This is a genomic window from Vibrio harveyi, assembly GCF_030060435.1.
Taxonomy (GTDB): domain Bacteria; phylum Pseudomonadota; class Gammaproteobacteria; order Enterobacterales; family Vibrionaceae; genus Vibrio; species Vibrio harveyi.
This window is the reverse complement of the sequence record NZ_CP125876.1, coordinates 895109-914529: the sequence shown is the minus strand read 5'-3', so window position 1 is coordinate 914529 and position 19421 is coordinate 895109. Positions and strand designations below refer to the sequence as shown.

The 19421-nt window shown below is 46.4% G+C and carries 21 protein-coding genes; 10 read left to right on the top strand and 11 right to left on the bottom strand.

Features of this window, described 5'->3' with window-relative positions:
- Positions 1-11: 11 nt before the first annotated feature.
- The 3 genes from QMY49_RS20715 to QMY49_RS20705 all read right to left on the bottom strand — a co-directional run bounded on the left by QMY49_RS20715 (position 12) and on the right by QMY49_RS20705 (position 3136).
- Positions 12-1685, bottom strand: a complete 1674-nt coding sequence (locus QMY49_RS20715; protein ID WP_283316530.1) for an LruC domain-containing protein — start codon at positions 1683-1685, stop codon at positions 12-14.
- Between the two features lie 226 nt (positions 1686-1911).
- Entirely contained in the window at positions 1912-2331 is a 420-nt protein-coding gene (locus QMY49_RS20710; protein ID WP_005436281.1) for a VOC family protein, read from the bottom strand.
- 4 nt (positions 2332-2335) lie between these two features.
- Positions 2336-3136, bottom strand: coding sequence for a PhzF family phenazine biosynthesis protein (locus QMY49_RS20705; protein ID WP_033005285.1), 801 nt, complete (start codon positions 3134-3136; stop codon positions 2336-2338).
- A 346-nt stretch (positions 3137-3482) separates the two neighbouring features.
- On the opposite strand from QMY49_RS20705, the gene QMY49_RS20700 reads away from it, so the two are divergent.
- The 8 genes from QMY49_RS20700 to cydX all read left to right on the top strand — a co-directional run bounded on the left by QMY49_RS20700 (position 3483) and on the right by cydX (position 9866).
- A complete protein-coding gene (locus tag QMY49_RS20700; protein ID WP_283316525.1) occupies positions 3483-4439 on the top strand; it encodes an MBL fold metallo-hydrolase in 957 nt (318 codons plus the stop codon).
- Positions 4429-4743: a hypothetical protein gene (locus tag QMY49_RS20695; protein ID WP_283316522.1), complete on the top strand. Its 315-nt coding sequence runs from the start codon at positions 4429-4431 to the stop codon at positions 4741-4743. The genes QMY49_RS20700 and QMY49_RS20695 overlap by 11 nt, the downstream gene beginning before the upstream one ends.
- Positions 4731-5597, top strand: coding sequence for an MbnB/TglH/ChrH family RiPP precursor modification enzyme (locus QMY49_RS20690; protein WP_283316520.1), 867 nt, complete (start codon positions 4731-4733; stop codon positions 5595-5597). The genes QMY49_RS20695 and QMY49_RS20690 overlap by 13 nt, the downstream gene beginning before the upstream one ends.
- The gene (locus QMY49_RS20685; RefSeq protein WP_283316518.1) at positions 5590-6321 is read left to right on the top strand and encodes an HvfC/BufC family peptide modification chaperone; all 732 of its coding nucleotides are present in this window, start codon (positions 5590-5592) and stop codon (positions 6319-6321) included. The genes QMY49_RS20690 and QMY49_RS20685 overlap by 8 nt, the downstream gene beginning before the upstream one ends.
- Positions 6318-6917, top strand: a complete 600-nt coding sequence (locus QMY49_RS20680; protein WP_053053334.1) for an HvfX family Cu-binding RiPP maturation protein — start codon at positions 6318-6320, stop codon at positions 6915-6917. The genes QMY49_RS20685 and QMY49_RS20680 overlap by 4 nt, the downstream gene beginning before the upstream one ends.
- A gap of 89 nt (positions 6918-7006) precedes the next feature.
- Positions 7007-8602 (top strand): cytochrome ubiquinol oxidase subunit I, encoded by a 1596-nt coding sequence (locus QMY49_RS20675; RefSeq protein WP_283316515.1) that lies wholly within the window; start codon positions 7007-7009, stop codon positions 8600-8602.
- A gap of 9 nt (positions 8603-8611) precedes the next feature.
- Positions 8612-9748: a cytochrome d ubiquinol oxidase subunit II gene (gene cydB, locus QMY49_RS20670; RefSeq protein ID WP_009701255.1), complete on the top strand. Its 1137-nt coding sequence runs from the start codon at positions 8612-8614 to the stop codon at positions 9746-9748.
- Between the two features lie 10 nt (positions 9749-9758).
- On the top strand, positions 9759-9866 hold the full coding sequence (gene cydX / locus QMY49_RS20665; RefSeq protein ID WP_005453120.1) for a cytochrome bd-I oxidase subunit CydX: 108 nt from the start codon (positions 9759-9761) through the stop codon (positions 9864-9866).
- A gap of 75 nt (positions 9867-9941) precedes the next feature.
- Here the strand turns inward: cydX and QMY49_RS20660 are convergent, their stop codons facing one another.
- The 6 genes from QMY49_RS20660 to QMY49_RS20635 all read right to left on the bottom strand — a co-directional run bounded on the left by QMY49_RS20660 (position 9942) and on the right by QMY49_RS20635 (position 13643).
- Positions 9942-10436 (bottom strand): GNAT family N-acetyltransferase, encoded by a 495-nt coding sequence (locus QMY49_RS20660; protein WP_017818437.1) that lies wholly within the window; start codon positions 10434-10436, stop codon positions 9942-9944.
- Positions 10437-10530: 94 nt separating this feature from the next.
- On the bottom strand, positions 10531-10998 hold the full coding sequence (locus tag QMY49_RS20655; protein WP_009697960.1) for an Sbal_3080 family lipoprotein: 468 nt from the start codon (positions 10996-10998) through the stop codon (positions 10531-10533).
- 144 nt (positions 10999-11142) lie between these two features.
- Positions 11143-11607 (bottom strand): NUDIX domain-containing protein, encoded by a 465-nt coding sequence (locus tag QMY49_RS20650; protein WP_283316511.1) that lies wholly within the window; start codon positions 11605-11607, stop codon positions 11143-11145.
- A 30-nt stretch (positions 11608-11637) separates the two neighbouring features.
- Positions 11638-11967, bottom strand: a complete 330-nt coding sequence (locus QMY49_RS20645) for a hypothetical protein (RefSeq protein WP_005453130.1) — start codon at positions 11965-11967, stop codon at positions 11638-11640.
- A 141-nt stretch (positions 11968-12108) separates the two neighbouring features.
- Positions 12109-12657 (bottom strand): nuclear transport factor 2 family protein, encoded by a 549-nt coding sequence (locus QMY49_RS20640; protein WP_045486252.1) that lies wholly within the window; start codon positions 12655-12657, stop codon positions 12109-12111.
- Positions 12658-12668: 11 nt separating this feature from the next.
- Positions 12669-13643 (bottom strand): alpha/beta hydrolase, encoded by a 975-nt coding sequence (locus QMY49_RS20635; protein ID WP_283316507.1) that lies wholly within the window; start codon positions 13641-13643, stop codon positions 12669-12671.
- Positions 13644-13834: 191 nt separating this feature from the next.
- Between QMY49_RS20635 and QMY49_RS20630 the strand changes: the two genes are divergently transcribed.
- Positions 13835-14740 (top strand): helix-turn-helix transcriptional regulator, encoded by a 906-nt coding sequence (locus tag QMY49_RS20630; protein WP_283316505.1) that lies wholly within the window; start codon positions 13835-13837, stop codon positions 14738-14740.
- Positions 14741-14886: 146 nt separating this feature from the next.
- Here QMY49_RS20630 and QMY49_RS20625 read toward each other — a convergent pair whose 3' ends face one another.
- Positions 14887-17310 carry a formate C-acetyltransferase/glycerol dehydratase family glycyl radical enzyme gene (locus QMY49_RS20625; protein ID WP_283316503.1) on the bottom strand — a complete coding sequence of 808 codons (2424 nt, stop codon included), beginning with the start codon at positions 17308-17310 and terminating at the stop codon, positions 14887-14889.
- A gap of 2 nt (positions 17311-17312) precedes the next feature.
- Positions 17313-18254 carry a glycyl-radical enzyme activating protein gene (locus tag QMY49_RS20620; protein ID WP_054822306.1) on the bottom strand — a complete coding sequence of 314 codons (942 nt, stop codon included), beginning with the start codon at positions 18252-18254 and terminating at the stop codon, positions 17313-17315.
- A 256-nt stretch (positions 18255-18510) separates the two neighbouring features.
- Between QMY49_RS20620 and QMY49_RS20615 the strand changes: the two genes are divergently transcribed.
- On the top strand, positions 18511-19185 hold the full coding sequence (locus QMY49_RS20615; RefSeq protein ID WP_283316502.1) for a fructose-6-phosphate aldolase: 675 nt from the start codon (positions 18511-18513) through the stop codon (positions 19183-19185).
- The last annotated feature ends 236 nt before the right edge of the window (positions 19186-19421 follow it).

Below are 19421 nucleotides of genomic sequence, written 5' to 3'. Positions count from 1 at the left end.
GATGCTCCTTGCTATTCCGTTGCTGAGATAACTTTGCCACTCGCTGGCGCGTTGTACCAACTGGTGTCCGTTTCGCCACTGCTGGTTACCCAAGTTGGGAATCCTGTGTAGGCGTGGCTGATGTCAGTATTCTCGGTTGGGTGATCCCATTCATCACGAATGTTGATTGCCCAAGGCATATTGTTACTGGTTAGGAAGTATTCTGAACCGCCCGTGTCATCGTCATGCAAGTTGTACAAAGCGTTATTCATCTCGCTTGTGCCAGAAAACGACTTAAGGTGGGTTTGCCACGTCATCCCCGGGAAGGTTGCGACAAAGTCACCGTGGTACGTGCCTTCTGCCGCAAAGATGAATGAGTCATAAGGCGGGTAGCCGACTTGGTCTCGTGCGACTGGCGTGGTCAGTTCAACCACCATTTGGTAGCTGAGAATATCGGTCGCTTGCTGATTCAAACAATTGCTCTGAGTACGATAATAAGCACAACCTGATGTCAAAACGCCGAGTGCATCCAGTTCCGCTCTTAAGTTCTCAGATACCACCAACACTGTTTCACTGCCAGATTGAAGCACCGTATGTTCCACCGCTTGACCATTTTTGGTCACCGTTACTGATGCCACGTTGGACGAATCCACATTAGGGAGCTTCACGGCAAAACCATTGGAATAGCCTGCTCCCATGGCTTGCAGGGTGTAATCGACGGTAATAGTCTTTAATTCACGTTGACCATTCAAAAGTTCGGTTACACGATAGCGCCACACCACATCGTTGAAGTCGTAGTCACCCATTAACGGCCAGCGATCTTCGAACGCCATCGTCGCGTAAGTATCAGAGCTTGGGTAAACTGATGTGACTGTGACTTCCGGATCATTTTCTTGAACCAATACTTCGTATTTCGAGTCGGTCGTGCCATCGGTATTCACGCCATCTACCGCCGAGAAAGGTGAAATATCCACAGTAAAGATCAAATCATTGAAGTCGTTATCACCACTTGGACGGCGAATGTCTTCAAAACCAAGCACTAAAAATTCGTTCTCAGTATCCAAGAACGCAACATTGTGGCGACGGTAATTGGCTGTCGTTTCTGGATTCAAGCTGGATAGACTGTAGAAAGGCGTATTCCAGGGTCCAAGATACGGAATGTTATTGTAAGTACTTGCACTCCAACCATTTGGAATAACAAAGAAAGCTAAGGTTTGTCCTGCGATCAGTTGAACATCAAGTTCAATCGTGTCCCCTTCTTGCATATCCCCATCAGGCGCTTTGGATGCGTTCGGGAAGATAACCATATGAGTGACAATATCGTCTTTGCTTGCTGGCGGGTTGTCAGTGTCATAAACAAAATACCCGAGAGAATTACGATACCCAGCCCCTTCGTTTAAAAAAGTGACAGACGCTGTCGCATAATCCGCACCGTTGAGTTCATCATCGATGTCGATATTAGAATAACGGTCCGGCGCGATAAATGCGGTATTGACGTAAGTACCTTCTGGCAGCATCGAATAGACATTCGTCAGGGTATCTTGAGGCAAAGTATCCGCAATAGAAATGGTCTCAAGTGGTTTACCCTTGATGGTGTAATTTGAATTGTCGCTGCCTGATTCGAACGATAAATCACTGGTAGTGAGTGCGTATCCGGACATCGATACGCAACAACTGGTTAGCGCAATAAGTTTCCCTGCTTTCATATTATTCCCCTCATCAACTGAATCGTTGGTCGTAGAGGGTTAACGCAAATATGATGCCGAAAACACCTTATTTAAAAACAACAAGTTATATTGACTGAAATGCCATTATCAATTTGAGAATTAAGCTGATAAGCAAAGTGAAGCACATTGGGAAGAAACGGAAGGGGCAAATGCCCAAAACAAAAAAGCGTCCCGAAAGACGCTGTTAATATCAATTAGTATGAATCTATGAACGCGAAGCCATTGGGTGGCTTGGACTCATCTCTAGTAAGTCCCACAGGTTGCCATAGAGATCTTCAAATACAGCGACTGTGCCGTAGTCCTGCTCCGTTGGCGGGCGAACAAACTGAATGCCCAGCTCTACCATTCGGTTGTAGTCGCGCCAGAAGTCATCGGTGTTCAAGAATAGGAATACCCGTCCACCAGTTTGATTACCGATGAAGTCATGCTGCTCTGGCTTAGACGCTTTGGCTAGCAATAATGTCACACCATTAGAACCCGGTGGAGAAACCACAACCCAGCGCTTATCTTGCTCTGGTTGGTACGTATCTTCCACCAGCTCAAACTTCAGCTTATTCACATAAAAGTCTATCGCTTCATCGTAATCTTTTACGACCAAAGCAATATGGATAATGGATTGTTTCATCGCGTTATACCTTTAGTTTTCCGCTGATTACCGTCTTTGCGGAGCCAATCAGTTTAATGCGTCCGTTCTCTAACAGTTCGGTTTGTAAATGTCCACCGCGGGCTGAGGCTTGATAAGCGCGGAACTGATTTTGACCGAGTTTTTGCGACCAAAACTGAGTCAGTGCGCAGTGGGCTGAGCCTGTGACAGGATCTTCATTCACGCCCACCCAGGGGGCGAAGTAGCGCGAGATAAAGTCGAGATCCGGAGAATTCGATTGAGCAGTTACCACCACACCACGCCCTTGAATGTTCTTTAATGCGTCAAAGTTAGGCTCGAGTTCCAACACGGTTTTTTCATTGTCGACTTCAATAAAGCCTTTGCTGTCAAATTGAGCATAAGAAACCACTTGCTCCGCTTTCAATCCAAGTCCTGCTAGCAATGCGATGTCTTGTTCAACATCCATTTCAAACTGAGTAGCAGGAAAATCGAGCTCAATCGTCGACTCGTTTACTTTTGCATGTAGCTCACCTGAGAGGGTTTGAAAGGCAATGGTATCGCCAACCTTTGCGAATCCTTGTTCTTTTAAGATTTGCGCTGTAGCTAATGTGCCATGACCGCATAGCGCCACTTCGACTTTAGGTGTGAACCAACGCAGTCGCATGTCTTTCAAACAGAGAAAAGCGGTTTCTGATACCGCCATTTCTTCAGCGATAGAGAACATCAATGCTTCTGGTAAAGGTTCTTGTGAAAGGCAAACTCCGGCAGGGTTTCCTTTAAAAGGTTCGGTGGTGAAAGAGTCCACTTGGTAGATATCGAGATCCATGATGCGCTTCCTAACATTGCGATTTTGGCAAGGTGCCAAACAGCTTATCGGTTTCATGGTAAAGCGACAATGCATGCCCTGATTGTTCTTGCAAAACACAAATAAAAGGCACCTTTCACGGTGCCTTTTTACATTCTGATGCTTGTTCAGCTCAAACTAATAACGTTCAATTTACCTGAACGAAACTTTAAAATTACTAGATATAATTAACCATTCATATTGGATATCTTATTCCCGTGCTTTGACGGACATCAAAAACAAATCGTTTTTCCTGCCTCTTCAACACTTCTTTGGATGCTCACCCAAAGGAAATAAATAAGAAAAATCAAACTCATAGGTATTTGATATGAAACAGCCTTTAAAAGCGTTAGTGCTGGCTCTGGGGTTATCTCTCGGAGCCGCTAACAGTTACGCACTCTCTCTCGAACCGCTAGACAAAGATTTTACTTTGCAACTTCTTGGTTCTGGCGGACCAATCTCTGATGACCTTCGTGCCTCGTCTGGTGAACTGGTTTGGTGGAAAGGAAAATCACGCGTGATGATCGATGCCGGGGGCGGTGTCTATCTTCGTTTTGGGCAGGCGGGCGGCAAACTGGAAGACTTAGACTTCCTTGGTTTAAGTCACTTTCACACCGACCACGTCGCCGACGTTCCAGCCCTGCTAAAAGGGGGGTACTTCTTTGAGCGTGAAGATCCTCTCGATATCGCGGGTCCAGAAGCAGGCTCTGCGTTTCCTAGCTTGACTGGTTACATGGAAGCGCTTTTCGACGGTGATGAAGGCGCGTACGCATATTTGAACGGTTTGTTTGATGGCAGCGATGGCTTGTTCCCTGTCACCATTACCGATGTGCCATACAAAACTTCCCAAGGCACCAAGGTGTACGAGCAAGATGGGTTAACCATTTACGCACTGGGTATCCCACACGGCGACGTTCCTTGTCTCGCTTTTCGAATCGAAAGTGCCGAAGGCGTGATGGTGATTTCCGCTGACCAAAACGGCAGTAACCCTGACTTCATCGACTTCGCTAAAGGTGCGGACATCTTATTGATGCCATTAGCTATTCATGAAGAAGCCGACGAAGTCTCATCGTTTATGCACGCTAAGCCATCGGTTGTCGGCAAGATCGCCGCAGAAGTGAATCCAAAACTTTTGGTGCTTAACCACTGGATGGGCTTAGGTCTAAAACTTAAACCAGCTTCCATCAAGATCGTTAAAGAGTACTACCACGGTCAAGTTATTGCTGGTCACGATTTATCTAGCTACCCAATGAGCGCAGCGAAGGAGATGTCTCATGAACAATAAACTTGCTCTATCTATCGCGATGACGTCTGTCATTACTTTGAACTCAGGCATGGCGTTTGCCGATGCCCCCACAGAAGCTCCCGTAGAGGCTCAATCCAGCTCTCAACATGGCGGTAAGTGCGCGGCTGGTAAATGTGGTACAGAGAAACGCTTTGAGAAACAAGATCTAAAGAACGATCCACAAGGTCGCTTGGTACGCGCTCGTGACGGCAAATGTGGCGTGACTGGCGAAGGTATTAACCCTTCAGAAGAAACCATCAAACTCAACAAAAGCAAAGTAACAGGTGGCGTATGCGGACAATAACCGATACATCAAAAGGGATTGGGCTGCGCAGCGAACACGTTGATTTGCTGTGTCAGTTGCCCGAGCACCCAGATATCGATTTCCTCGAATTAGCACCGGAAAACTGGATGAATATTGGCGGCTTGAAACGTGAACAGCTGCAAGACATTGCGAAATATTATCCGCTTGTCGCTCATGGCTTGAGCTTATCGATTGGTGATTGCCAACCGTTAAACGAGTCTTTTGTACGAGACGTCGCACGCTTTCTCGATGAATTTAATATCGACATCTATAGCGAACATCTGAGTTTCTCTAGAGACAATCAGGGCTATTTGTATGAACTGCTTCCGATCCCTCGACATAAAGAGAACATTCCGTATTTGGTCGAACGCATTCAACGCGTGCAAGACATTATTCAGCGTCCATTGGCGTTAGAGAATATCTCTTACTACCACGATTACGGACATGAAATACCAGAGGGCGAATTTATCGCTGAAGTGAGTGACCGAAGTGGATGTGAGCTGCTTATCGACATCAACAATGTGTTCGTCAACAGCCGAAATCATCATTTCTGCCCTTACGACATGCTGAGCACTTTACCAAGCGATGCGATTCGCTATTACCACATTGCGGGTCACCTGAAAGAGCGTGATGACTTCTTGCTCGATACCCATGGTAAACCAGTGCCTGATGAAGTGATTGATCTGGCTCGTTACACCTACTCGGTGCATGGCAGCAAGCCTTTGCTTCTTGAGCGCGACCACAATGTGCCGTCGCTGCTTGTTCTGGCTGAAGAGCTTCGCAGCATTCATAGCGAGATCTTGGATTTCAGCCAAACCCTCGAAGTGTTGTGTAAGGAGGTGCTCAATGCTTAATCCTCCGAACAAAATGCGCGCGCAAACCGAGTCCCTAACGGCTCTGATTCGCACACCTATGAATCAGCATGCGCTGTGTCGATATAGCGAATTTATCCGCGACAACATCTTGGGTGTCGTTGCGAATACGTTCCCTCTATTTTCTTCGCAGTTCGCTGATGAACAACTTGAGCGCATGGTGGATGACTTTGTGGTGATGCATGGCGCATCCGAGCCTGAGTTTCATCATATTGCCACCGAGTTTGTTCAATTTTTGCAGCAGAAAGTGCATCAAGACTCTAGCTCTATTTCTGCTGATCAGATGGCGTTGTTGGAATATGAATGGGTGGCGTTCAATGTAGAAATTGACACCTTAGTCGCGGCATTCACTTCTTCATCGAATCCGATACTAGAAGAGAACCAAGTGCTGCAACTCAACCCAACATTAAGGCTGCTAGAAGTGCCTTTCTTGCTGCATCAAGACTCCGTGACTTTCCTAACTGACAGGCGTCACCCTGTGTTTTATGGCGTGTTTCGGAACTCACAACATCATGTGATATCGCAAAAGCTCAGAGAAGTGGATGTCGCATTGATTCAGCTATTACAACAGCAACCAAACCTGACTCTGGCGCAACTACAACAAATGATTGCTCAGCAACTCGCCAGATTCAGTTTCATGGAGTGGGCTCAACACTTCAGTGAACTAGGACTCGTCAGCGTCCGCCCTTCAGGAGAAAAATTATGATTAAGTCAGCCCTCAATTGGTTCGACGGTCTCGTCGAGAAATGCAAAAGATACGATTACTTAGCGTTGCTTGCGATTCGTCTCTACCTCATTCCGGTCATTTTCGTTGGCGCTCGCTCTAAGGTGCTGGGCTTCTCTGGCACCGTCGCGTGGTTTGGCGCGTCCACCGCAGATGGTGGTTTGAACTTACCATTTCCCGAGTTGTTAGCGTTTCTTGCCGCAGGTACGGAAGTGCTTGGCTGTATTTGTATCGCTTTGGGTTTGTTTACACGAGTGATGTCGATTCCGATGATTTTCTTGATGAGTGTTGCGAGCGCAATGGTGCACTGGAAACACGGTTGGGATGCCATCGCCACCAGCGGCATGGAATCAACGGTACGTTTGAACGGCTTTATTGAATGGTTAGCGACCAACTTCCCAGGTCGATACAACTACATCACCGAATTGGGCGACCCAGTAATGCTCAACAACGGTATGGAGTTCGCAGCCACCTACTTTGTGATGTTGCTGGTGCTGTTCTTCTACGGCGGTGGTCGCTATGTAAGCTTGGATTACTGGTTGAGAAAACCTTTCTCTCGCATACCAGCAAAGGCGTAATTCAAGTGCACCCAAGCTTTAACGCTTAATTAAACAGACTAATAATAACCTTATCTAACCCGCTACTCTGGTAGCGGGAAGGAGTCCTTATGTTTGCAGATGTCGTTGATCTGTCGCGGTTTCAGTTCGCTAGTACCGCACTCTATCACTTTATATTCGTCCCACTGACCATAGGTTTGTCTTTCTTGCTGGCCGTTATGGAGTCTTTGTACGTCATGACGGGGAAAACCATCTACAAGGACATGACCAAGTTCTGGGGTAAGTTATTCGGGATTAACTTCGCCGTGGGCGTGGCGACCGGTCTTACCATGGAGTTTCAATTTGGTACCAACTGGGCGTATTACTCTCACTATGTGGGCGATATTTTCGGGGCGCCACTTGCCATCGAAGCCTTGATTGCCTTCTTCCTCGAATCCACCTTAGTCGGCATGTTCTTCTTCGGTTGGGATCGATTGTCAAAACGCCAACACTTGTCGGTCACTTGGCTGACAGCGCTAGGTTCTAACTTCTCTGGGTTGTGGATTTTGATGGCGAATGGCTGGATGCAAAACCCAGTCGGCGCAGAATTCAATTACCAAACCATGCGAATGGAGATGATCAACTTTGCTGATGTGGTGTTTAACCCCGTCACGCAAGTGAAGTTTGTTCATACCGTGGCTGCCGGTTACACCACAGGTGCTTTGTTTGTAATGGGCATCAGTGCTTACTACTTACTCAAAGGTCGAGATATCTCTTTCGCTCGCCGTTCGTTTGCGGTGGCGTCTGCATTTGGCATGGCTGCGATTGTGTCGACATTGATGCTGGGTGATGAATCGGGTTACGAGCTTGGTGATGTGCAACAGGTAAAACTCGCGGCAATTGAGTCCGAATGGCACACCGAAGAAGCACCCGCCTCGTTCACGCTATTTGGCTTACCAAACCAAGAAACCATGGAAACCGACTACGCCATTAAGATTCCATATCTAATGGGGATCATCGCGACTCGCTCGCTGGATGAGCCAGTGATGGGCTTACGCGATCTGATGGCGCAGAACGAAGATCGTATCCGCGATGGTATCCAAGCTTACGGCATGCTAGAGGAACTTCGCGCAGGTAACGACAGCCCTGAAAACATCGCTCAATTCGATGAGATGAAGAAAGATCTCGGCTACGGTCTGCTCTTGAAGAAATACACCGAGAACGTCACCGACGCGACCGAAAGCCAAATCAAACAAGCAGCGCAAGACACGATTCCTCAAGTGGCACCTCTGTTCTGGAGCTTCCGAATCATGGTGGCTTGTGGGGTATTGATGTTCGCCATTATCGGTTTGTCTTTCGTCCAAGTCTGCCGCAGAAAATTGGGGGCGAGCCCTTGGTTATTGAGAGCGGCACTATGGGCGATTCCATTGCCTTTCATAGCTTGTGAAGCGGGTTGGTTCGTTGCTGAATACGGACGTCAGCCATGGGCAATTGGTGAGGTACTTCCGGTCAATATGGCGGTATCTAACCTCGCACCAAGTGACATTTGGATTTCGCTCGGCTTTGTTTATGTACTCTACACAGCGTTCTTGATTGTAGAAATGTTCTTGATGGTGAAGTTTGCCAAACGTGGACCAAGCGTGCTTAAAACGGGTCGCTATCACCACGAAGAAAACAACAAAAAAGACAAACAATCCGACACATTCAAACTGATTGATCAGCACTAAGGAGGCACTATGTTTGATTACGAAAACCTACGCCTATTTACTTGGGCGATCGTTGGTGTGCTGTTGATTGGTTTTACCATCACCGACGGATTCGATATGGGGGTAGCCGCGCTGCTCCCTGTTATGGGGAAAAAGAACCTAGAGCGCCGCGTAATGCTTAACGCTATCGCGCCGCACTGGGACGGCAACCAAGTTTGGCTGATTACCGCTGGCGGTGCCATCTTCGCGATATGGCCCTTGGTATACGCCGCAGCGTTCTCCGGATTCTATATTGCCATGCTGTTGGTGCTCGCATCCCTTTGGTTGCGTCCTATTGGTATGGATTACCGAGCTAAAATCGATAATCCGCAATGGCGCAATGTGTGTGATATCGCCTTGTTCATCAGCGGTGTTATTCCACCAATTATCTTTGGGGTTGGCTTCGGTAACTTGTTGGTTGGCGTACCGTTCGAGTTAAACAACTTGCTGATGCTCGATTATCAAGGTGGGTTCTTTGACTTGCTCACTCCATTCCCAATTCTGTGTGGCTTGGTGAGTTTGACCATGGTGGTGACGCAAGGTGCTGCTTTCCTTCAAATGAAGACAAAACATGATCTACGTGCACGAGCACAAAACATCACGTTGTGGGGTGCGGGTGCAACTATGATGTTATTTATGTTCGGTGGTTTGTTTGCGGCATCGCAATCCGGTTACATCATCATCGGCGCGATGCTAAAAGATGGCATTTCAAACCCACTCAACAAACAAGTGGTGAGTATTGCTGGTGATTTATTGCATAACTTCAGCGAAATGCCACAACTTTGGCTGATTCCCTTCACTGCGGTAACCAGCTTACTCGTGTGCTTTTGGGCAACCGTCTCTCGCCGTGCTGGGGTGGCGTTTACTATGTCGAGCATTGCGATTGCTTGCATCATCTTAACGGCAGGCGTCACCTTGTTTCCGATGATCATGCCGTCAAGCATCAACCCATCGCACAGCTTAACGTTATGGGATGCCACATCGAGTGAGAAAACGCTTGGCATTATCTCTATCGTTGCCATCATCGTTGTGCCTGTGATTCTGGGCTACACCGCATGGTGTTACTACAAAATGTTCGGACGTTTGGATAACAACTACATCCGCAGCAACAGCTCATCGCTCTATTAAGGAGGCAAGTATGTGGTACATGTGTTGGGTACTTGGCGTATTACTCGCCTGCGCCTTTGGTGTCATCAATGGTTTATGGCTAGAGAACGCAGGACGCTTTGAAGAGGATGAGTTCTAATTTCTCACTTCATAATGGAACATTCTCAATAACAAACGCCCTCATTCACGAGGGCGTTTGTTCACCTCAATGAATTTACTCTGCCGACAATCGATAGCGGCGCACTTCGTATTGGTCTTGTTCTGAATAAAATGTATTGAGAAACTCGCCACCCGCCTTTTCGATCACACGTCTTGATGCGGTATTGTTCACATCACAAGTCACGATAGCAGAGTCATTAATGATTTCGGTTTTCACCCAGTTCAACATGAATGTGGCGATGCCTTTACCTTGAGCATCTGGCGCGGTTTCGTAACCAATATGCCCTATCACATTTTCAAGATAGTCGTTATTACCATCACGAACCCGAATCGAACCAAGTATCACCCCTTCCTCGATACAGAAGTATGTCGAAGACGGCGTCCAACCTTCCGGCAAGCCTTCGCCTTTCGCGTATCCAATTCGTTTTTTCAGCAACGCTTCACTGTCGCTTTGGGCGATGACGTACATTTCCATTTCCGCATGAGCACACTTTTCAACATACTGTTCAAACGCTTCAAAATGGCTGAGATTGGCTTTAACTATTTCCATATAGCACCATCTTTCAGGCTTAAATATCACAAAAAATAAAGCTCAAAAGAAGGACATTACTTTTGAGCTTTCATTATGTTCTTAAGCTATGTATTTAGATTTCACCAGATTTAATTTTCTGTTGAGCATCGCTAATTGTCTGCTCTCCAAATAAGATCTTAATCATCGACTCGATACGCTTGGTATCTGTACCAAATTTGTCCAAATTACCATTGTTTGGTGCTTTAAATTCAACTTGACCAACTTTCTGGTCATTTTTATAAGCGTTAATCTTTGCATCCGCAATAAAGGTTCTAAAGTCCCAACTCCAGCGAGACACATAGGTTAGCGTCAGTTCATCTGCCTTAGGTGCAGTGCCATCACTGACCACTGTACATTTACGCGCAGTGTCTAAGCACCATTCTTGCAAAGAATCTAAGAACACTGCTCTTGTCGCATTATCTTTTACAATGGTGATTTCTTTGCTTTGATTCGACTGCGCAATCGGCTCAGCCGTATATTTAGGTGCGGAACAACCTGCTAATACAACAGGAAGAGCTAGAACTAGAGCTTTTTTAAACATATTTTTTCTCTGCTTATAAATAACAACCAATGACGCCAAATGAATAATCAGCATCGAATGTTGGATACTGACAGTTTTCATTCAATGCCTCAATAATCTTTCTCACAAAATCAACAGGATAAATACATTCTAGTTCGATGATTATTACGAAACTAATGGCTCGATGTTTTCTGCAAATAAGCACTCAAGAGGATAAGGCAAAGCAAGTGTCGGCATATCTGATCTCGAGAACCAAGCCAGCTCGATCGTCTCCTCATCTAAGTCTTCTGCAAACTGTCCTGTTTGTTGACACTTAAACATGATCACTGTGTATTCAACTTGGTCTCCGTTTGGATAAGCAAAACCAAATCCCTCTCCACCGAAAACACCGAGCACACGTTCAACTTCAACCGCGAGTCCGGTTTCTTCTCTTACTTCTCGAATCACAGCTTGCGAAGGTGACTCACCTGGTTCAATCATGCCTGCTGGTAAGCTCCAACTGCCATCAGATTTCTTTTGCAACAGAAGTTGGTTGCTTTCATTAAGGATCACAGCGGCAACGCCCGGAATCATTAATACTTGATTACCTACTTTGCTGCGTAGCTCTTTTAGGTAGTGACTGGCACTCATTTATCTTCCTTGAGCTTAGTGTTTAGTTTCTCACCAGACATTCATTTTGAAATACAACAAGAAACAGCTGATAAAGATCAAGCCACACCATGAAAAAAAGCTTATCGCCTTCTGTTCAGTCGTTGCTTCCTCAGGATCTGGGTGCAAAATGCCATAAAGGCAGGCAATGGGGATCAACTCGTAAGTTTTGCCAATGTATTGATGCCCCATTTCGAGAAATGGTGGAATGTACAAATACACCACAGCGTAAGTAATAAAATAAAGTATGCCGAGGATCCGGTTCAAGCCAATGACTTGCCCTTCTCGATAAAACCAAATTAACGCCGCTACCCCTGCAAGTATTGCGATGAGTAAAAACATCCGTTCTTCTACCCTTCTTTTTAATTTTCTCCCACCCTATTGAAACCACTCAATTAATCAATCAGTTATGCAACTAAACACGATACAGCTCAAATAGAAAAAGGCACCAATTGGTGTCTCTGTGACGCTCTGACGCGTTTATTAGTACGTCACTTTCAGTGCTTCGCGCGCTTTTAAGTTCTGCGCTGCATGCTTAGGCGCGTCTGCCAAGATATTTCGGCTACCTTGTTCTGATTTTCGATTCAGTGTCACTGAAGTGATTTGCCAGTTATCGCCCGCCCGTTGCAAACCAAACTCGTATTCACCCGAAACCGCCCAGAAACCTTCTTCACCGAGCCAATGACTAGCGATGAAATCCACTGTCACACTCGCCTTATCGCCATCAATAGAGACGCGTAGATTGCTCAAGTCATGGAATGTCGCATCAAACCCAGGCAAGAATCCCGCCCACTGCTGCATTAAATCTTGGCGCTTGACTTGTTGGGCTTCACCACCAAACAGCGTGGTGTAATCCACCGTCAATTCTGGAGCGAACAATCGACCTAAGTATTCAAATGCACCTTGGTCTGCCAAAGCCGAGAAGCTGTTAATGTTGCTACGAATTTTCGCTTCGTCCAAGGACATGGTTTGAGCATTCACATTCATGGCAATCACTCCTATAAACAGTAACCACTGTTGTTTAAGTTTCATCACACAATCCCTTACAGGTTCGCTTCGAAGTGCTCTACAACTTCATCGACAGCCAGTTTTACCGCTTCTGGTTGGTCATAGAAATCGAATTGATTGATGTCGTATAACCATACTGCGTTAACATTGCTACCAGCATTCTCGATGTAACGATGCGCACCAGCAGGCAGAGCCATGGCTTCAGATGCCACCATTAGCACTGGTTTATCTTGTGTTGCTGCGCTTGCTTGAGCGTCGTAATTCAACCAACCAGTCCATGATGTAACGTTGTATTGGTTGTCATATTCAGGAATCAAACCGCGGTCTGTCTCTGTGTAGTAAGGCGCTTGGAACATCAGTGCGCTCTCATTGGTTGTGCTTGCCGCTTCAATGTAAACGGGAGTCGCTGAGCGCGCTGCTTCTTCCGCTGCTGCGAGTAAGTTTTTCGCGCTTTCTTCGCCACCATAAATTTCAGTCGCCATCGCTTTATCGTGCAGCCAAGGAGCAACCACTGCCGCTACTTTTACTTTGTCATTACCGGCAACCGCATCTAACATGTAGCCCGCCGATGCACAGATACCCAAACCACCGATGCGTGATGCATCAACGCCATCGAGTTGACTCACCGCTTCAATCACTGCGCGAATGTCTGCAGTTTTACGTACAGGATCTTCTAAGTACATCACTTGGTCTTTGCTTTCACCCCAACCACGGAAATCAAACGTCAGTGCCGCATAACCTCGCTCTGCCAATGCTTGAGCATAAACCGCTGGCATCTGCTCTTTCACCGTTGTCCACGCACCAGTCACGACAACAACTGGGGCATTCTTCGCACCTTTTGGTAAGTAAAGGTTTGCAGCTAGTTGACCAACTTGAGTATTGAGTTCGATGTGTTTCATGGTGGTGTCCTCTAAAGCTAGGTTAGTGTTGTTGTCATTTGCAGAAACTGAGTGAGCAAAGGTGGTGAAAGGCAAACTACTTAAAAGTAGTAAAAGCGATTTCTTAAACATGGCATCCTCTCTGTCTTATGTTTTGCCCGAGCTGTCCGGCTAACTTGGGTATAGATTAGCGCTGCACCGCGAGAGAAGATTGAACATTCCTGCCCAAGTTTTTGTACTTTATTGCCCCCTCAATGAGTTGACGAAATGTGCAAAACTCGGCTAATTTCAGCTAGCAAGTGGAAGAGAGCAAAGGAAAGAAAATGAAGTCCGAGCTTAAGTTTTATGACACTGAATCTAATGCGCTATCAAGCTGTGGCGACGTGCTGGATATTGAGTTTTCAAACCATGGATTAGATTGGTCGGGCGTATTGGTAGAAAAAGGCACGTCCCCTTATTTCTATCCGAAGAATGTCTACACCCCTTACTTCTACTTTGCATTGGCACTAGAAAAAGATTTGAATTGGAGTGTTGAAAAAGATGGCACGTTCGCCGATCTAAAAACCAGCCCGGGCAACATTTGGATTAACCCACCTAAAACCCCGTTTACCCATGATGTGGCAGAGCCTTGTTACTTCGTGATTTTAGCGATTGAAGAGCAAGAATTTTTCTCACACTGCCCGCTCAATTTAGACGGAATTGAACTGCAATTTTTGAACAACTACAACGTGTTGGATGAAACTATCAAAGGCATCATTGAGCTGTTTATGTTGGAAGCGAAAGCCAAAGGACGAAATGGCAAAACCTACCTCAATAACTTGGTTTCACTGCTGGCAACCCACTATATCCAAAACTACTCCAACTACTTTGACCTTAAGAACAACCAGCTTGCCGCCTCTAAGTTCGACCAACACCAAGTCGATAAGATTGACCATTACATCGAAGAAAACATCGGCGACAACATCGCGGTCGATGATCTTGCAGACTTGCTTGGGTGTAGTAAGTTTTACTTTCTGAGGGAATTCAAAAAGCTCATCGGCGTAACGCCTTATCAGTACCTGATGAATAAGCGTTTGGAGCAAGCACGAGTGGCGCTCTCTTCTGGCTCAGTCAATATCGCTTTAACGGCGCACGAGCTTGGCTTTAATGACCAGTCCCACTTTACTCGAGCATTCAAAAACCATTTCGGCATGACACCGGGACAATTCGTCAAACAACAAGAAAGCTAATCTTAAGACTGGTTAGCTTTCTTCCACTGTAAAGTGGTGTAGTAGATCTTGCGGTAAAATGCACCACAAGTATATGGGTAAATAAACTCAGACCAAACCGCAAAAAGGCACCGATTGGTGCCTTTTGTTTTACTTAATCAGTGTACTTACAGTTCGTGCTCAGTACGTGCGATGATGTCGTCTTGCGCATCTGGTGATAGCGCGGTGAAGAAGGCTGAGTAGCCTGCAACTCGCACAACAAGATCACGATATAGCTCTGGGTTCTTCTTTGCAGCTAGCAAGGTCTCGCGAGAGACGATGTTGTATTGCACATGCCAACCCTTGTGGTGGTTGAAGAAGGTGCGAATCAGCATAGAGAGCTTGAGCTTATCCCCTTCAGACTCAACCGCTGCCGGGCTTAACTTCTGGTTAAGCAGCACGCCACCAAGGATCTTATTCGCTTGGATCTTACCGACCGAGTTGTACACAGCTGTTGGACCTAAACGGTCTGAGCCAGACGACGGGCTTGCACCTTCTGCCAATGGTGTTTTCGCTTTACGACCGTCCGGCGTTGCCATGGTTGAAGCACCGAATGGGACGTTTGCCGAGATACTTGAAGTACCTGCGTAGTAACCTCCGCCAATTGGACCACGCCCATGACGCGTATTAACAAACTGCTCTAGCTCATCAATGTACACTTGGTACGCGTCTGCCAGTAGTTGGTCTACCGCATCATCATCGTTACCGTATTTTGGTGCAAAGTTGATAAGACGTTGGCGAAGCTGCTCGTTCTCCATGCCGTCGAAATCTTCTGCTAGTGCTTTTGCCAGCTCTGGCTGAGTGATTTGTGCGTCATCGAAAACAAAGTGTTTGATTGCTGCTAGGCTGTTACCCAAGTTTGCGATACCGACTTGCAAGCCAGATACCCAGTCGTATTTCGCGCCGCCTTCTTTAACAGTTTTACCACGAGCCAAACAGTCATCCACCAGCGTTGAACAGAAGATGTCTTGTGCTTGCTGTTCAAGTACGCTGTCGACTACCGTATCAATCTCAATCGATTTACGGGTGTAGTAGCGGATTTGCTCTGCCCAAGACGTCGTCACTTGCTCAAAGCTCTCAAAGTTACCTTTTGCTAATGACTTATCGTGTGGCAAGAAAGCTTTACCCGTTGTTGCATCCACACCTTCGTTCAATGAAGCGAGCAGGATACGAGCAAAGTTAATGAAGCTCATGCCCGTACAACGGTAACCCCATTTGCCCGGAACCGCCGTCTCGATACAGCCGATAGATGCGTAGTTGTAAGCGTCTTCTTTCTCTACACCAAGCTTGATGAATTCAGGAATAACAATCTCATCGTTGTTGAACGCTGGCATACCGAAGCCACATTTAATCACTTCAACACAACCCATCAGGAATTCTTGGTTTAAACCCTCATGGTAACGCACACTCAAGTTAGGTTGCGTCGAACGTAACTGACCACAAGATTCCAGAATCGCCCAAGAAAGTGGATTCACTGCATCTTCAGGCTCACCCTTTTCATTCAACTTCTGACCGCCGATACACACGTTTTGGTACAGCGGAGAACCTGCGGAGGCTTTCGAGTGCGCACCAGAGCGAATCTTGTTTACTTCAAGCAACTTCAACCAGCAGCTTTGTAGCAACTCTAACGCGAAGTCTTTCTCAATTGTGCCGTTTTCGATATCACGAACATAAAATTCGTTGATGAACTGGTCCATACGACCAAAAGAAACCGAGTGGCCATTCGATTCGATTTGTAGCATCAACTGAACGAAGTAGCTCAATTGCAGTGCTTGCCAGAAGTTTTCTGGTGCGTGGCTCGCGACATGACGACAGTTTGCCGCAATGCTTTCTAACTCAGCTTTGCGTAGCGGGCGCGTCTCTTCTAACGCCATTTTTGCCGCCAATTCAGAGTAGCTCACTATGTGGTCTTGAATCGCAAGCAGTACGATTTCGACTGATTTATAGAACTGCTCTTTCTTCAAGCCTTCAAAGGTCGAAACATCATTGTTAGCACGGTGCTGACGAACATCCTCTAGCAAACCGTTCATGCCTAGCTTCAAGATTTTCTCGTTATCCACTGCTAGGTGCGCGTCACCCGAAGTCATGTTGCCTTCGGCTTTAATGATGGTGCTGGCTAAGATTTCTTGCTGCTCATCAGTGAACAAGCCATAACAACGGTCTTGAACGGTTTTACCACGCCAATACGGTGTGATGCTGTGGATGCTTTGCTTATCTTCTTCGGTAACGGCAAAGCCTGCACCTGGGCGGTCGGCTAGATCATCAATTTCCGCTTCAATCCAACGTACAGTGTATTCCGGGAAAATAGGCGCAGCGCGCACTTTGCTCGCTTGGTTACCGACGATCAACTCATCGTGTTTAATCCAAATAGTACGAGTGCGTAAATGCTCTTGCAGTGCTAGCGCACGTTGGACAATCACAGGTTTGTCTTCGTTTGCTTGATAAGCACGAGTGTATGCCTCTGCACGCTCGGTACAGACAGGTGGCGTTACGATATTTACCAGTGCCAATTTGTGCGCTTTGATACGCTCAGGAAGGTAATTCAGGTCCATAGTTAACCTCTTACAATCACGTTAAGTTGGGTGTTTTCGCTTGCGTATTGCATGGCGCTTTCTAGCAGTTCTGGTTTGTTTAATGGCTTGTCAGAACACTCGTAAGGCATATCGAGCAAACGGTATTTATTGATGCCGAGCGTGTGGTACGGCAGCAAGTGAAGTTCTTGGCAGCTTTCTAGTGAAGCCGCAAAATCGATGATGTCTTTCAACTCTTCGATGGTGTCATTGAACCCCGGCACAACGGGAACGCGAATCACAATGCGTTTCGCGATAGGTGCCAGTTTTCGGAAATTGTCTTTGATGCGTTTTAGTGAACCTTTCGCCCAGCTAAGAAACTTTTCTTCGTCGGTATGTTTTAAATCCGCCAACCAGCAATCAATATGCGGCGCGGCTTTTTCGACGTTCTTCCACGGCACATGCATGCACGATTCAATGGCGGTAGAGACTTGGTTGTCATGCAGACGCTGCGCGAGTTCTGCCACCAAATCCGCTTGCATGAGTGGCTCACCACCGGAGAAGGTTACGCCACCTTGGCTTTGGTCATAGAAAGGTTTGTCTTTCATTAAGGTGTCGAACAGCATGTCTGATTTTGCCTCTTCACCGCAGACGGTCAGTGCTTGCGTAGGACAGACGTTTCGCAGCGCGATCAGTTGGTCTTCTTTGATGGCTTTGCGATTGATGATGATTTGGTTGTCGATACGTTGAATACCATCACCCACCGTTTCGCTACCCGCTGTGGGTTGAGTTGTAGCTTGATAAGCAGAAACGCACAGCTGGCAACCTTCCATACAGCTTCGCTGATCAAATAAGAGTGAATGCTTTTCGCTGCGACTTTCTGGGTTTTGACACCAAGGGCAAGACAAGCTGCATCCTTTAAGAAAAAGAATGGAACGAATGCCATCGCCATCATGGGTAGAGAATCGTTGGATATTGAAATACATCTCTGCTTGCCTCTTGGTCTGTGCTACCGCTGTGTACCTAATTCGCTTCTTTTGCTCGTTGAGTCTTATGAACAGCTTTTCTGTTTTCTAACTGAAAGCTTCATTTGAGCGTTTACAAGTTTCACTTAACTTTCATTTAATGAAATTATTATAGTTTCAAATGAAATTTCAGTTGATCAAAATCAAGATCTCGTTCGATTGTCAGATCTATAGTGATCCCATCATCAAAACGAAGATTTTGTTTAAGGTAGAAACCATGATTGAACTTTATTTAGATACTGCTGATGTGGCAGAAGTAAAACGCTTTAACCAATGCCTACCGCTAAAAGGCGTGACGACAAACCCAAGCATTTTGGCGAAGTCAAAACAGGGACTGAATGAAACCCTAGCAGGCATGCAAGAAGCACTTGGCGGTAAACCTCGCTTTCACGCTCAAGTCGTGAGTTCAACTGTCGAAGGTATGGTGGCAGAAGCGCGCCAACTGAATGAATTGCCTTACGATATGGTGGTAAAAGTGCCAGCAACAGAAACCGGCTTAGCGGCAATTAAGCTAATGAAAAAAGAAGGAATTCAGGTTCTTGCTACCGCGATCTATTCAGATCAACAAGGGTTCCTTGCAGCACTGTGCGGTGCAGACTATCTAGCACCTTACGTAAACCGCATTGATGCGATGAACGGCAACGGTGTTGAAGTGGTCGCGGATCTTCAATTGTTGCTCGATCAAAACCAACTACCAGCGAAGATTTTGGCAGCCAGCTTCAAGAACACTCAACAAGCGATGGAAGTGATGAAACTGGGTATCGAAGCCATTACATTACCTACCGATGTGGCGGCACAAATGTTCGCTCACCCAGCAGTAAAACCGGCGGTTGAACAGTTCGATAAAGACTGGAAAGAGACGTTCGGCGATAAACTTTCATTTGAAAGCTGATTAAAAGTAGAAGCTAGACGTCTCAATGAATAATAAAGGGAATCTTAACTCACCTGTGCGCCGGTGAGTTTAAGATTCCCTTTTGTATTTCAGATAGAGAAGTAGCGCTACAGTAGTTCTCTATTAGTCAGTGACCAAAGGTACACGCGCTTGAGTAAACTGATTTTGATCCTTTTACGAATACCTCGTTTGGAATGGCGGAGTCGGTTTGGTAGCGCAATGGCTTTCATCTCGGT

Excerpts from the sequence above, each read along its gene's own strand:
- QMY49_RS20680 (WP_053053334.1), top strand. The coding sequence starts at position 6,318 with ATGATTAAGTCAGCCCTCAATTGGTTCGACGGTCTCGTCGAGAAATGC.
- QMY49_RS20705 (WP_033005285.1), bottom strand. The coding sequence starts at position 3,136 with ATGGATCTCGATATCTACCAAGTGGACTCTTTCACCACCGAACCTTTT.
- QMY49_RS20640 (WP_045486252.1), bottom strand. The coding sequence starts at position 12,657 with ATGAAACTTAAACAACAGTGGTTACTGTTTATAGGAGTGATTGCCATG.
- cydX (WP_005453120.1), top strand. The coding sequence starts at position 9,759 with ATGTGGTACATGTGTTGGGTACTTGGCGTATTACTCGCCTGCGCCTTT.
- QMY49_RS20630 (WP_283316505.1), top strand. The coding sequence starts at position 13,835 with ATGAAGTCCGAGCTTAAGTTTTATGACACTGAATCTAATGCGCTATCA.
- QMY49_RS20615 (WP_283316502.1), top strand. The coding sequence starts at position 18,511 with ATGATTGAACTTTATTTAGATACTGCTGATGTGGCAGAAGTAAAACGC.
- QMY49_RS20690 (WP_283316520.1), top strand. The coding sequence starts at position 4,731 with ATGCGGACAATAACCGATACATCAAAAGGGATTGGGCTGCGCAGCGAA.
- QMY49_RS20685 (WP_283316518.1), top strand. The coding sequence starts at position 5,590 with ATGCTTAATCCTCCGAACAAAATGCGCGCGCAAACCGAGTCCCTAACG.
- QMY49_RS20675 (WP_283316515.1), top strand. The coding sequence starts at position 7,007 with ATGTTTGCAGATGTCGTTGATCTGTCGCGGTTTCAGTTCGCTAGTACC.
- QMY49_RS20715 (WP_283316530.1), bottom strand. The coding sequence starts at position 1,685 with ATGAAAGCAGGGAAACTTATTGCGCTAACCAGTTGTTGCGTATCGATG.
- cydB (WP_009701255.1), top strand. The coding sequence starts at position 8,612 with ATGTTTGATTACGAAAACCTACGCCTATTTACTTGGGCGATCGTTGGT.
- QMY49_RS20625 (WP_283316503.1), bottom strand. The coding sequence starts at position 17,310 with ATGGACCTGAATTACCTTCCTGAGCGTATCAAAGCGCACAAATTGGCA.
- QMY49_RS20710 (WP_005436281.1), bottom strand. The coding sequence starts at position 2,331 with ATGAAACAATCCATTATCCATATTGCTTTGGTCGTAAAAGATTACGAT.
- QMY49_RS20695 (WP_283316522.1), top strand. The coding sequence starts at position 4,429 with ATGAACAATAAACTTGCTCTATCTATCGCGATGACGTCTGTCATTACT.
- QMY49_RS20660 (WP_017818437.1), bottom strand. The coding sequence starts at position 10,436 with ATGGAAATAGTTAAAGCCAATCTCAGCCATTTTGAAGCGTTTGAACAG.
- QMY49_RS20655 (WP_009697960.1), bottom strand. The coding sequence starts at position 10,998 with ATGTTTAAAAAAGCTCTAGTTCTAGCTCTTCCTGTTGTATTAGCAGGT.
- QMY49_RS20645 (WP_005453130.1), bottom strand. The coding sequence starts at position 11,967 with ATGTTTTTACTCATCGCAATACTTGCAGGGGTAGCGGCGTTAATTTGG.
- QMY49_RS20700 (WP_283316525.1), top strand. The coding sequence starts at position 3,483 with ATGAAACAGCCTTTAAAAGCGTTAGTGCTGGCTCTGGGGTTATCTCTC.
- QMY49_RS20635 (WP_283316507.1), bottom strand. The coding sequence starts at position 13,643 with ATGTTTAAGAAATCGCTTTTACTACTTTTAAGTAGTTTGCCTTTCACC.
- QMY49_RS20650 (WP_283316511.1), bottom strand. The coding sequence starts at position 11,607 with ATGAGTGCCAGTCACTACCTAAAAGAGCTACGCAGCAAAGTAGGTAAT.
- QMY49_RS20620 (WP_054822306.1), bottom strand. The coding sequence starts at position 18,254 with ATGTATTTCAATATCCAACGATTCTCTACCCATGATGGCGATGGCATT.